General features: G+C 72.0%; 16 protein-coding genes. 11 read left to right on the plus strand and 5 right to left on the minus strand.

The features are described from left to right. Positions 1–75 precede the first annotated feature (75 nt). Positions 76–651 (plus strand): VanZ family protein, encoded by a 576-nt coding sequence (locus AB0N76_RS12825; RefSeq protein WP_363556187.1) that lies wholly within the window; start codon positions 76–78, stop codon positions 649–651. Between the two features lie 42 nt (positions 652–693). Here AB0N76_RS12825 and AB0N76_RS12830 read toward each other — a convergent pair whose 3' ends face one another. Continuing rightward, on the minus strand, positions 694–1,338 hold the full coding sequence (locus AB0N76_RS12830; RefSeq protein WP_363556189.1) for a PhzF family phenazine biosynthesis protein: 645 nt from the start codon (positions 1,336–1,338) through the stop codon (positions 694–696). Between the two features lie 327 nt (positions 1,339–1,665). Then, on the minus strand, positions 1,666–3,375 hold the full coding sequence (locus AB0N76_RS12835) for a hypothetical protein (RefSeq protein WP_363556191.1): 1,710 nt from the start codon (positions 3,373–3,375) through the stop codon (positions 1,666–1,668). A gap of 308 nt (positions 3,376–3,683) precedes the next feature. Between AB0N76_RS12835 and AB0N76_RS12840 the strand changes: the two genes are divergently transcribed. The 3 genes from AB0N76_RS12840 to AB0N76_RS12850 all read left to right on the plus strand — a co-directional run bounded on the left by AB0N76_RS12840 (position 3,684) and on the right by AB0N76_RS12850 (position 6,450). Continuing rightward, entirely contained in the window at positions 3,684–4,100 is a 417-nt protein-coding gene (locus AB0N76_RS12840; protein WP_363556193.1) for a hypothetical protein, read from the plus strand. A 163-nt stretch (positions 4,101–4,263) separates the two neighbouring features. After that, positions 4,264–5,322, plus strand: coding sequence for a hypothetical protein (locus AB0N76_RS12845; protein WP_363556195.1), 1,059 nt, complete (start codon positions 4,264–4,266; stop codon positions 5,320–5,322). Between the two features lie 237 nt (positions 5,323–5,559). Next, positions 5,560–6,450, plus strand: coding sequence for an FAD-dependent oxidoreductase (locus AB0N76_RS12850; protein ID WP_363556197.1), 891 nt, complete (start codon positions 5,560–5,562; stop codon positions 6,448–6,450). 59 nt (positions 6,451–6,509) lie between these two features. On the opposite strand, the gene AB0N76_RS12855 is transcribed toward AB0N76_RS12850, so the two are convergent. Further along, entirely contained in the window at positions 6,510–7,232 is a 723-nt protein-coding gene (locus tag AB0N76_RS12855; protein WP_363556199.1) for a hypothetical protein, read from the minus strand. A 284-nt stretch (positions 7,233–7,516) separates the two neighbouring features. Between AB0N76_RS12855 and AB0N76_RS12860 the strand changes: the two genes are divergently transcribed. Further along, a complete protein-coding gene (locus AB0N76_RS12860) occupies positions 7,517–7,780 on the plus strand; it encodes a helix-turn-helix transcriptional regulator (RefSeq protein WP_363556201.1) in 264 nt (87 codons plus the stop codon). Between the two features lie 76 nt (positions 7,781–7,856). Here AB0N76_RS12860 and AB0N76_RS12865 read toward each other — a convergent pair whose 3' ends face one another. Further along, positions 7,857–8,273 carry a hypothetical protein gene (locus AB0N76_RS12865; RefSeq protein WP_363556203.1) on the minus strand — a complete coding sequence of 139 codons (417 nt, stop codon included), beginning with the start codon at positions 8,271–8,273 and terminating at the stop codon, positions 7,857–7,859. Positions 8,274–8,433: 160 nt separating this feature from the next. Further along, on the minus strand, positions 8,434–9,018 hold the full coding sequence (locus tag AB0N76_RS12870; protein ID WP_363556205.1) for a DinB family protein: 585 nt from the start codon (positions 9,016–9,018) through the stop codon (positions 8,434–8,436). A 150-nt stretch (positions 9,019–9,168) separates the two neighbouring features. On the opposite strand from AB0N76_RS12870, the gene AB0N76_RS12875 reads away from it, so the two are divergent. The 6 genes from AB0N76_RS12875 (at position 9,169) to AB0N76_RS12900 (ending at position 12,197) form a co-directional block, all read left to right on the plus strand. Further along, on the plus strand, positions 9,169–9,390 hold the full coding sequence (locus AB0N76_RS12875) for a hypothetical protein (RefSeq protein ID WP_363556207.1): 222 nt from the start codon (positions 9,169–9,171) through the stop codon (positions 9,388–9,390). Then, positions 9,374–9,889 (plus strand): DUF6879 family protein, encoded by a 516-nt coding sequence (locus AB0N76_RS12880; protein ID WP_363556209.1) that lies wholly within the window; start codon positions 9,374–9,376, stop codon positions 9,887–9,889. Before AB0N76_RS12875 ends, AB0N76_RS12880 begins: the two co-directional genes overlap by 17 nt. Beyond that, complete coding sequence (locus AB0N76_RS12885; RefSeq protein WP_363556211.1) at positions 9,890–10,729, plus strand: helix-turn-helix transcriptional regulator; 840 nt, start codon at positions 9,890–9,892, stop codon at positions 10,727–10,729. A 196-nt stretch (positions 10,730–10,925) separates the two neighbouring features. Continuing rightward, a complete protein-coding gene (locus AB0N76_RS12890) occupies positions 10,926–11,048 on the plus strand; it encodes a hypothetical protein (protein WP_363556213.1) in 123 nt (40 codons plus the stop codon). A 6-nt stretch (positions 11,049–11,054) separates the two neighbouring features. Further along, a complete protein-coding gene (locus AB0N76_RS12895) occupies positions 11,055–11,609 on the plus strand; it encodes a methyltransferase domain-containing protein (RefSeq protein ID WP_363556215.1) in 555 nt (184 codons plus the stop codon). 48 nt (positions 11,610–11,657) lie between these two features. Next, entirely contained in the window at positions 11,658–12,197 is a 540-nt protein-coding gene (locus AB0N76_RS12900) for a hypothetical protein (protein ID WP_363556217.1), read from the plus strand. The last annotated feature ends 61 nt before the right edge of the window (positions 12,198–12,258 follow it).

The following is a 12,258-nucleotide window of genomic DNA, read 5'->3' on the forward strand; positions in this document are numbered from 1 at the left end:
ACCGGCGCGCTGTCGGCGCACGTCCTTCCCCCCGTGCAGCGAGATGGCACCAGGACACGCGAGGAGCGTTCCGCCGTGCGGACCGATACCGGACTGGCGACGGCCGTCCAGCATTCCCAACGCCCGCTCCGGATGGTGGGCCTGCTCGGCCTCACCCTCCATCTGGCGCTGGTCGGCTGGCTGGTACTGAGACCGCTCCCGGTGGCCTGGGTCTACGACGCCAACCTGACGCCGCTCGGCTCGCTCCGCTCGTCCAGTGCGGGCCAAGTCCTCGGCGAGATCTTCCTGCTGGCCCCGCTCGCGGTCCTCCTGCCGCTCGCCGGCGGCCGCCTCCGGGCCTCCTGGTTCCTCTCCTTCCTGCGCACCACCGGCGCCTCCGCCCTGCTGGCCACGGCGCTGGAGTTCCTCTCCTCCTGGACCCCCGGGCACGTGCTCAACGTCGACCACATCCTGCTCGCCGTCGTCGGGGTCGCGGTCACCCATCTCGCCCTGGTCCCGGCCGGCCGCTCGCTCCTGCTGCGCCGCGCCGCCGCCCCCCGGGCCCCGAGGGCCGCCGCCCCGTCCGGTCGGCCGTCCGCCACGACGACGGCCCCCGTACCGGCCCCGGCGTCGCCCGTCTACGCGGAGCCCGTGTCGAGCCACGGGCGCTGAGCCGCCGGCTGCCCCCTCTTCGCTCCCCGTCGTTCCCCGCTGTCAGCCCGCCCGGCGGACCCGGCCGCCGACCTCGACGAGGCCGCCGTCCCGGACGCCCGTGACGAGCTGCGAGCCCCGCCCCTGGGTGATCGTCAGATCGCGCCCCAGTTCGGCGGTGAGCAGGATGGCGGCCGCGCCGGTCGCCTCGTCCTCGTCGATGCCGTCGTCCCGGCCGGGGAACGCGCGGGCGCGGACGGTGCCGGCGGCCTCGTCCGCCCAGGCCCAGGCGTAGATCCACTCACCCGGCGGCGGCACCGCCAGTCCGTCCACCTCGGCGGGCGAGGCGTGCCGGCGGAGCGTGCGCGGCGGCGCCCAGGCGGCGGGCGCCGCGATCCGGGTGAACGCGCCGTCGTGCCGGACGCCGACCACGCCCGCCGCGGTGACCAGTCGGTCCACCCCGAGCAGCCAGGCCGTGCCGACGCACGGGTGTCCGGCGAACGGGAGGCGGAGGGTGGGGGTGTAGATGTCGATGACGCCGCGCTCCGGGTCGTCGACGAACACCGTCTCGCTGAAGCCGAGCCGACGGGCGAGCGCCTGCCGGGCGGCCTGGGTGGGCACGGCGGCGCCGTCCCGGACGACGCCGAGCGCGTTCCCGTGCCCGCCGTCCGGGCCGCAGAACACGTGCAGCACCTCGTGGTCGGTCATCCCCGCTCCCCCTCGCCCGCCAGCGCGTCGCCGCTCGACGGGAGCCCGCCGAGCAGGGTGAACAGTACGCCCCGGGGGTCGGGGCATGTCCGGCGGATCAGCCCGGATCAGCGGCGCCGGAGCACGCAGGCCACCGCGTCACCACCAGTCGGCGACGCACCCCGAGAGGTCGGGGCGTGCCCCGCGGACCAGCCCGGATCAGCGGCACCGGAGCACGCAGGCCACCGCGTCGTCGCCGGTGGGCGACGGCCCCGGAGGTGCCCCCGTCCTCCGCCCGGCGACGCTCGCACCCGGACGACGCGACGCCGTCCGACCCGATCCGCCGGCCTAACGCGCGGCAGGACCCGTGGCCGGGCCGGCCGGACCGGCGGGGCCTGCCGGGCCAGCCGGGCCGGCCGGGCGCATCGCCGGGCCGGCGACCGGACGCGCCCCCGGGCCGGCGGGCCCCACCCCCGGGCCCATCCCCGACGGCGTCGCCATGGCCGGGCGGGGCGGACGGGCGCCCGGGCGGGCCTTCTGCCGCCGGTGGGCCACCAGCAGCGTCCCGATGCCCATCGCGATCGCCGTCGCCCCGGTGATCGCCATCGGCGTGTTGGTGGACGAGCCGCCGGTGGTCGCCAGGTCGGTGGACGTCACCGGCGCCGCCGCCACGGTCACGGTGACGGCCGGTGCCGGAGCGGCGGCCGCGCTCGGCGGCGTCTCCGTGGTCTGCGCCGCCGGGACGGCGGCCGGCGTGTCGCTCGGCGCCGGCGGCGGGGTGACCGCCGCGAGGCCGACGGCCGGGGCGTTGGCGGCGGGCGCGGACGGTGCGGCGGCCGACGGCGCGGCCGGGGCGGTCGGCGTGCCGCTGTCGCCGGCGGCGGGCGTGCTGGGCGCGCCGGACGGCGTGACCGGGGCGGCGGCGACCACCGTCACGTCGACCGCCGAACTGGCCGCCGCCACCGCGGCGCCCGCACCCGCACCGCTGCCGCCGACCGGCACGCTGCTCCCGGTGACCAGCAGCGACAGCACGCCCGCCGGGGCGTCGTGGGCGAACGCCAGCCGCACGTTGACCGTCCGCGACTCGCCGTCGCGCAGCCGGACCAGCGAGCCGTCCTTGTCCCCCGAGCGCAGCGTCAGCGTCAGCCGCCCCGGCACGGACTGGCCGTAGTCGGCGGCCGGCAGCCACTCGCCGTCGGGCGTCTGGAACTCCAGCCGGGTCGCGTCGAAGGCGGGCAGGGCCTTGCCCCGGAGGGTCAGTTCGGGCAGGAAGGCGACGTCCTTGCCGCTGCGGTTGGTGAGCGTCAGCCGGAACGGCCGCGCCTCACCGCCGGCGGTGAAGGAGGCGGGCACCGCGTCCAGGCCGAGGTACGGCACCCCGGGCGCGGGGGCGGGCGTCGGCGTGCCGGTGGAGCCGGCCGCGACGGTGGTGAACTCCTGGGCCGGCCCGTTCGCGCCGGTGATCCGGTTCTCCGGCGGCAGCGTCGGGTCGGAGACCATCGCGTTGAACCCGCCGGTGGCCCGGCCGGCGGGCGCGTCGGCGGTGACGGCGAGCCGCAGCCGGTACGTCGCCGAGGCGCCGGCGGGCAGGCTCAGCCGGGTCGCGAAGGCGTCGAGGTCCCAGGTGGCGCCGACGCGCGCGCCCGGGTTGAGCGTGGCGGGCTTCCACCCGGCGCCGCCGGGGGCCTGGAACTCCAGCCTGAGCTGGGTCTCGCGGACGCCGGAGTCGAGGTTGGCGACGGTGAAGCCGGTGGTGACGTCGACCGCGTGGTCGGCGGAGTTGCGCAGGGTGGCGGTGAACTCGGTGGCCGGACCGCCGGCGGTGAGGGTGCGGGGGAAGCCGGCGGTGGTGATCGTCACCGGGCTGCGCTGCTCCTGGACGCCCGGGCCCGGCGTGCCCAGGCTCTGGGCGCTCTGGGCGCTCTGGGCGCTCCGGACCGCGCCGGCCCCGCCGGAACGCGGCAGCGCGGCCGCGCCGGGGGCGGCGGCCAGGGCCGCGCCCGAGACCAGGGTGGCCGCGGCGGCGAGGGCGAGGGATCTGCGGTGCTGAGTACGCAAGGGGGACCTCACGGGAGGAAGGCGGGCGAACCCGACGAACCCGGCAGCAGGCGGTTTCGCCGAGGCGGGGGGCCGCACCAGGACTTTCACCCGGGTCGCTGCTTCGCCCCCCAACCAGCGACGGCGGCATCATATCCGAACGCACTGACGCTTCCTGAGCGGTTTTCAAGGGGCGAGCGGGGGGTTTGCCGGGTGGATTCTGCAATGACACCGTGACGAAATCGTGGGGCCGGATGTCGGCGGCTTCCAGTACTGTGCGCACTCGTCCCTGACAGCCGCTCTATCCCACTCACTCACAGGAACAACTCGTGAACCTCGACTTCGACGTCGATCCCCTTTTCTCCTGGTATGTCGTACTGCTGGCGATCAGCGGTATCGCGCTGCTGATCATCGCCGCGGTCAACCTCGGCGGTCTGAAGATCGGCTGGCGCATCCTCAACGTGCTGGTCGGCCTCGGCTTCACCGGCTACGCCTACTACCTGGCGTTCGTCTTCGACGGCGGCACGTACACGGTCTTCTTCAAGGCGTTCATCCTGCCGGTGGTGCTGATAGCCAACGCGGTCAAGGCCCTGGTCGACCGCTCCAACGCCCCGGCCGCCCCGGCCGCCGTCCCCGTCCCGGGCGCCGCGCCGTACGCCCCGTACGACCCGAACGCGCCGCAGCAGGCTCAGCACCCCCAGCAGGCTCAGCCGGCTCAGCAGCCGCAGGCCCCGCAGCAGGGCTGAGCCCCTCGCCGCACCCGCCAGGTGGCGCCCCTGACCGCAGGGGTGCCACCCGGCGCCGTCGAGACGGGAACGAAACGGTCGTCACCGGAACCTGATGTGACCGATGGGCGGATGAGACGCCGTCCAGACGAGACGTCGACGTCCCGGACCTACCGTCCGACGCATGGCATCCACACCCACACATCGCGCGCCCCACCGCCGTAGCCTCGCCGCCGCGGGGGCCGTCCTGCTGAGTGCGGCCGCGGCGGCCGCACTGCTGCCGACCGCGGCCTTCGCCGCCGGGCCGGCCTCCCTCACGACGCACGCCGGTGCGACCACCGAGGCGGAGCGCGGCCGGATCGACGCCTACTGGACCGCCGACCGGATGAAGCTGGCGGGCGCGCTGATCCCGGAGATCACCCCGCTGCCCGCGGACGACGACACGCCCGACGATCCGCGACCGCTGCCCGGCAACACCCCGGACACCGGGGGCACTTGGACCCACGGCGGCGCGGTGGAGCGGAGCGTCGGCCGACTCTTCTTCACCTTCTCGGACGGCTACGACGGCAGTTGCACCGCGACGGTCGTCGCCAGCGCGAACCGCAGCACCGTCCTCACGGCGGCGCACTGCCTGCGGACCGTCGGCGATCCCGCCGCCGCCGACACCTGGCGCCACAACTTCTACTTCGTGCCCGGCTACCGCAACGGCACCAAGCCGCTCGGCGGCTTCAGCGTCAAGTCCATGGCCACCCCGGCTCAGTGGGACGCCGACCCCGTCCGGGCGCGCCCGGACGACCTCGCCGTCGCCGGCCACGACACCGCCGTCCTGGTCGCCAACCCCGCGGCCGGGGGACGGCGGATCGCGGACGTCACCGGGAGCCAGCGGATCGCGTTCACCAGGCCCACCGAGGGCGAGTTCGTCCACACCTTCGGCTACCCGAAGGACCGGCTCAACGACCCCGCCGCCAAGTACGCCGGTTCGCGCATGATCCACTGCGCCGGACCCGCCCGGCCCGGCACCAAGGCGCCGCTGCTGTGGGGCGAGTCCTGCGACATGTCGCACGGGGCGAGCGGCGGACCGCACTTCGCGCAGTTCGACACCCGGACCGGCGTCGGCACCGTCGTCGGCGTCACCACCACGACCGACGAACTCGCGGGCGGACAGGCCGGCACGCTGTACGCCACCCGCCTCGGCGACGGCGCCCGCCTGCTGCACGCCTGGGCGCAGACCCGCCCGGTCTAGGGCCTCTCTTTCGGATCTTTGCCGGGTCCGCGACGCGCCCCCAGCCTTCGGCCGGGAGGTACCCCCAGGGCACGCACCTCGCCGCGTTGTCGTCGGTCGCCAATGCGCTGCATCGGGCTTCCTCCTCCGCCTTGCGATGCAGGCACCCCAACGCCGCGGCCTGATCCGACAAGATCCAAAAGAGAGGCCCTAAGCTGCGGAGGTGGGGTCGGCCGCGACGGAGGAGCTGTTCGGACGATGGTGACGAATCCTGCGCCCGCACCGTACGACCTGGTGATCGTCGGCGGCGGCCCGGCGGGCTGCGCGGCGGCGGTGATGGCGGCCAGCGTCGGCCTGCGCTCGGCGCTCGTCGAACGGCGGGAGCTGGGCGCCACCCTCCGCCGCGTCCCGGCGGTGCAGAACGTCCTCGGCTTCGCCACCGGCACCGCCTACGCCGACGCCGTCACGGCGGACGTCGAGCGGGCCGCCGCCTCCTGCGACGTCCTGCTCGGCGACCCGGCGGCCGAACTGCACGCCGACGACGACGGCGTGACCCTCCTGCTCGCCGGCGGAACCGCCGTCCGCGGCCGGTACGCCGTCGTCGCCACCGGCGTCCGCGCCGCGTTCCCGTCCGAAGCCGAGTGGATCACCGCCGACGTCGGCCCCCTGCCACCGCTCTGGGAGGCGGACGCCGCCGCCATCGCCGGCCGCCCCGCCCTCGTCCTCGGCGCCGACCGCCCCCTCGGCACGCTGCTCCGCGCCCACCCCGACACCCCGTTCCGGCTGCTGGTCCCCCACCCGCCGACGGACGCCTACAAGGCCGACGAGGTCCGCGCCGACCCCCGCGTCACCCTCCTCGAACTCGACGCCCTCACCCTCCGCCGGACGCCCCAAGGTCTCTTCACCACACCCGACTTGGGCACCTTCGCGTCCGACGCGGTCTTCGTGAACCTCGGCTGCCGCCCCGCCGCCCTCCCCGGCGACCTCGTCCGCTCCCCCGACGGCTACTGCCCGCCCGACCGCCAGCACCCCCGCGTCCTCACCGCGGGCGACCTCCGCTCCGCCCGCGGCCAGCGCATCATGACCGCCACCGGCTCCGGCGCCGACGCCGCCCTCCGCGCCTACTACGCCCTCCGCTCGGTCGGCTGAGCGAAGCCCCCGCCCCGCGCGAACGCGCGGAGCGGGGGCCGTCGCCGGTTCGGCGGGGACTACTTCCAGTTGAGGCCGGTCTTGCCCTGGCCGTACGGGCTGCCCCAGTACTGGGCGCCGGTGACCTTGACGGAGGCGTTGGGAGCGACGGCGAGCGCGCAGCGCTCGGCGGTCTGGCCGGGGACGAAGCCCCTCGGCAGGCTCGCACTGGAGCACTTGGCGAACTCGCCGATGACGGACACCTCCTGGGCCAGGCTGCCGTCCGGGAGCAGGCCCTTGATGTGGTCGACGCTGGTGTTGGACAGATCGGTGGTGCCGCTGTTGGTGATGGTGTAGCGGATGTAGAACGGCACCATGCCCTTCACCTTGTCGCCAAGCTTGAGCGGGTCGAGGTCGGCGGGGTCGCCCGCCTGGATGGACGTGACGGCGAGAGAGACGGTGCCCTTGGTGCTGCCGAAGGTGAACGGCACCTGCGCGGCCTCGCCGATCTTGAACGTCGTCCCCGGCGCGGCAGTCGCGCCCCCGGCGGGCGGCGCACTCGGCGCGGCCGGGGTGGCCGGCGCCGACGGAGCCGCCGAGGTCGCCGCCGGAGTGGACGGAGCGGCGGGTGCGCTGGTGGCGGCGGGCGGGGCCGTGGTGGCCGCGGCGGTCGGCGCGGCCGGCGGCGGGGTCTTGGCGGTGTCCGACGAGCTGTCGTCGTTGCACGCGCTGAGCGTCAACGCGCCGACGGCCGCCAGGACGACGAGGGCACGCGTGCTTCTACCAGCGGTGATGGACATCATGAGTGGTGTTCCCCCGATTACGGGACCGTCAGCGACGGTCCTCCTGGGGAACTTGATAGCGCAGGCCGCGATCAAGTACCAGGCGATGGAACATCTTTGACGATGATTTGGCATGCACGTGCGACCAAACCGTGACAGCCCACCCGGGGCCGCCCCCTGAGGTCGGCTGCAAGATCTTTAGGCGAGAACAGGAATAGTTCCGCGTTCGGACGGCACCCGATCCGGTACCCGCTTAGCTTCGTAGTCATCAGGTCCGACCATGAGCGCGCACAGGGGGGTTCACCATGGTCTTCGCCCCTGAACAGGTGGACCGGTCGAAGGCCGATCTGGCGTGGTTGCTGCGTGATCTCCGCAAGCGAGCCGGTCTCAGCGGAGACCGGCTCGCTCGGCGCTGCGGCCTGTCCCAGAGCACGATCAGCAAGATCGAGACCGGGCGTAGGACTCCTCGCCTCACCGAGGTCGAGTCCGTTCTCCGCGCGCTCGGGGTCGACGTCACGAGGACCCCACCGCTGTCGTCCTGGACTCGCAGACCGTGCGGGCCTCGGTGAACGCACCCAAAGACACCACCGAACTGGACCCGGGCAAGAAGAGCCCGGGCCGCAACGGGGCATCGCCATCGTGCGCCTATCCGGCTGCGGTACCCTCACCGCGACCGTCCTTCACGGACGCCTCGCGGAGCAGGCGGTTCAACCTCCGACGCGCATGCACGTCCACCCGCGCCAGATCCGTCAGTTCCTCTATCCGCTGAGCACGGGCGAGCAAGTCCATGTGCCACAGATGGTGGTCGTGAGCGTAGAAGTTGGCCGAGTAGCACTCGGCGTGCGCACTCACCAGCGCGATCGCTGTGTCCCAGTCGCGGAATTCCTCGGCTTCCTTGGCCTGCTCAAACCATCCCACGGCATGAGTATCGCCGAGCAACAGGCAAGTCCGCACTAAACAAGAGCGGATCGGGATCGTCCCGAACGGCGTGGCGACCGGGCGGGGCCCGATGAACACGTTCACCGTGTACGACGACCGCCTGGCAACGGTTGAGACGTTCACCGGGAGGATGGTCTTCCGCGATTCCCCGGGATATCGGCGAGGATCTCGCCATCTTCGCGATGTATGAGGGCATGGCAATCTTCGGGGACGGCGCGCGAGACTTTCTCTCCGCCCTCGCCGCCGAGTTCCGCAGAGGTCAGGGCGGCGGGCGGGCTCATCTCTAGGCCTTGATCGGTGCGGCCGACCTGGCGGCCTGCTCGACCTTCGCGAAGTGGGCCGCACGGGCTTGCTCGTCGATCTGCCGCTCGTGTTCGGGGCGCATCCCGGTCCGGCCGTCGACGCTCTCGCGCAGGACATCGGCGTGCCCGGCGTGCCGGTTGGTCTCGCCGAGGACGTGGACCAGGATGGCGAACAGGTTCGTGTTGGGAGAAGGTTCCGACCACCACGGCACGTGGCCGCGGGCGTCGAGGGGCAGTTCGTCGATCGTCGCGTCCGAGTGCTCCCAGGTGCGCCGGTAGAAGTCGGTGATCTGCTCGCGGGTCTCGCCCTCGGCCGCCCACAGGTCACTGCCGTCGGAGTCCTGCCAGCGGCACAGCGGTTCCGGGGAGGGGCGGCCGAAGACCTCGCCGAAGTACCTGGCCTCGACGGTGGCCACGTGCTTCACAAGGCCGAGGAGGTTGGTCCCGGTCGCCGTCAGGGGTCGGCGGGCGTCGTACTCGGACAGGCCGTCGAGCTTCCAGAGCAGCGCCTCACGGTCCCGCCGCAGCCGCTGGTGCAGGTTGGCTTTCGCGAATTCATCGATCATGCGCCACGAGCCTGCCACGGGCCGCCCGCAGCCTCAAGATCTTTAGGCGAAAACGGGAATAGTTCCGCATTCGGACGGCAATCGAGGCGGTGCACGACTTAGCGTCGTACTCGCCAGGTCCAACCATGAGCACCCACAAGGGGGTTCACCATGAGCACTAAGTCTGGGCTGATCCGACTCACTCGCGGCGGCAGCGGCGAGGGCTCGGGAGAGTGCGGGATGGACGACTGCCCGAACGTCTACGCGACCGATCGCGGCTCGTTCGTCGTCCAGGGAGACACGTTCACGGGATTCCGTGCACCGGAAGGGGAATCACTCGTCGAGATCCCCGAGGAGACCCTGCGGGAGGCATTCCGTGTTCTTGGATGGTGACGACTGGCGGGCGTGCTTCGACGCGATGGAGCGCGAGGCGTGGCGGCTCGAAACGCACTCCGTCTACACGATGCCGCAGGAGGAGGAGGCCATCCGCCGCTTCCTCGCCGGCGAGCCCCTCGACGCCGGAGCAACCGCCGTGTGGATGGCACGCGTTCGGGGTTACCGGGAGACGGGGCGTCGGGTCGGCCGAGTCCACGTGCTCACCCGGCCGCTGACGGAGTACCTGCGCTACGAGTTCGCGCACTACCGCTACAACGTCGAGGCCGGAGAGGACGTGCGGATCCTCGACCTGACCGACCGACCGAATCCCGGCCTGCCCGAGCAGGACTTCTGGCTGTTCGACGACCAGCGCGTGGTGCTGATGAACTATCGCCCCGACGGCACCCAGATCAACCGCCAGGTCCACGAGGGCGATCCCGCGCCGTACGCGGCGTGGAAGCGGCTGGCCATCGCCGAGTCCGTTCCCTTCCTGGAGTACCTGAAGGATCATGGGTAAGTGACGTTCACCCCTGAGCAGTTGGACCGGTCGAAGGCTGATCTGGCACGACTGTTGCGAGAGCTCCGAAAGCGAGCCGGTCTCAGTGGAGACCGGCTCGCTCGGCGTTGCGGCCTGTCCCAGAGCACGATCAGCAAAATCGAGACCGGGCGAAAGACTCCTCGCCTCACCGAGGTCGAGTCCATTCTCCGAGCGCTCGGGGTTCCTCCGGAGTCAGCCGAGGAAATCATGTCTCTTGCCAGGATCGCGAACACCGAATGGCAGGGGATCCGCGCGTCGCTGAGGCGCGGGCTGGACAAGCGCCAGGCGGAGCTGGCTACGTTGGAGGCGTCGGCGACCGAGTTCCGCTACTTCCTGCCGGCCATGATCACGGGGCTGTTGGCCACCCCTGAGTATGTACGGGCCAGCCTCGCGCACTCGTCTGGCGACGTCGGCAAGACCGTCGCACGGAAGCTGGAACGGCAAGCGGTGCTCTGCGACACCACGAAGTCGTTCACCTTCGTGCTCACCGAGCAGGCCGTGCGGTGGACAGCGGTTCGGCCGGTGGCGATGTCTGTGCAGATCGAACACCTGGTGGCGCTCTCGCGACTGCCGAACATCCGGATCGGGATCGTCTTGAACGGTGTGGTGACCGGGCAAGGTCCGATGAACACCTTCACGGTGTACGGCGATCACCTGGCAACGGTGGAGACCTTCACCGGCCGGATCGTTTTCCGCGACCCCCAGGACATCGCCGAACATCTCGCCATCTTCGCAATGTATGAAGACATGGCAATATTTGGGGTTGACGCACGAGACTTCCTCTCCACCCTCGCCGCCGATTTCCGAGGAGATCTTTAGTCGATTACGGGAATTTCGTTGAACCCGCTCTCCGCATGCTTCTAGCGTGATTTTCCACAACGCAATTCGGCGAGAGGAGACGGCGACATGACCACCCCCTTCCCCGGCCCCGGACCGGTACCGCCCGAGCCCGGCACCCGCCCCACGCCCCGCCACGGCAAGGGCCCGACCCCGACGCCGACGGGAGAGTGACGGCATGGGCAACCACGGTGACGGCCAAGGCGGAAAGTCCGGCGACCAGCAGCAGTCCCGGAAGGAGTCGGACGGCCGGTGGACCCGTCCGGTCCCGCCTCCGGGGCCGGACGAGGAGAAGAAGTAGGCGTTGATGGACAGGTACGCACAGCTGATTGCCGAGTTGGTGGCATCTGGCGTCCTGGAGGAGGAGTGGCGGGGTGCGTTCGAGCGCGCCCCGCGCTCCGCCTTCGTCCCGGATGACGTTTGGCTGCCGGACGACGAGAGGCCCTCGGGCTACCGGATGATCAACCGGATGCGGGAGCCGGCGGCGTGGTGGGCTCTGGTGAATGCCGACCAGTCGGTGGTGACTCAGCTCGATGACGGCGATGAGGACGGCCCCGGTGTTCCAACCTCATCGGGGTCCATGCCATCACTGGTAGCGACCATGCTCCGGGAACTAGATGTCGCCAACGGGCAGAACGTGCTCGACGTGGGGACTGGCACCGGGTGGACGAGTGCCCTGCTCGCCGCCCGACTCGGCGGCGAGCAGGTGACGACGATCGAGATCGACGGGGCGGTTGCGGCGGAAGCGGCGAGATCGCTCGAAGCAACGAGGCTGACTCCGAAGCAGATCGTCGGCGACGGGCTCGCCGGCTGGAAACCCGGAAGGCCGTACGACCGCGTGCATTCCACGGCAGCCGTGTAGTCCGTGCCCTGGTCGTGGATCCAGCAGACGGTTCCCGAAGGGGTCGTCGTGACGCCCTGGGGCACGCCGTATGCCAACGCCGGGCTGCTGCGGCTTGTGGTCGGCGAACCGGGTGGCGCTTCGCACGGGCGGTTCGTCGAGAACGCCAACTTCATGTGGATGCGCCCGCAAAGGCCGCACTCGGTAGTCGCTCCCGGCACCGGGGCGGGGACGAGAAGCGCGTCGGCGATGGACCCTGACCTGGCTGAGGAGAACGTCCACGTCGCATTCGCCATCGGTTTGAGGGTGCCGCAGGTCCGGGCCGTGCACTGTTGGGACGATGCGGATCCGCGGGGCACCTATCGCGTCCGACTGTCTGATGACAGGGGGTCTTGGGCTTCGGCCCGGTATCACGATTGGGCGGCCCAGGATGCAGTCGAGCAGGTAGGAGAGCGACGGCTGTGGGACGAGGTCTGCGAGGCTCGCACGTGGTGGCTGGAGCGGGGAAGGCCCGAGCTGACCCGATTCGGAGTGACCGTGCACCCCAACGGCGAGCAGTCCGTGTGGCTGGACGGTCCGGAGCATGTGCTCGGAGGCGATGACCGCTGACGTACGTGGCGGCCGGGGGGGGGGCACCCCCCCCCGCCCCCCCCGGGTGGGTTGGTGGTTT

Origin of the sequence: Kitasatospora sp. NPDC093806 (assembly GCF_040683335.1) — a bacterium.
In the GTDB taxonomy this organism is placed as follows: Bacteria; Actinomycetota; Actinomycetes; order Streptomycetales; family Streptomycetaceae; genus Kitasatospora.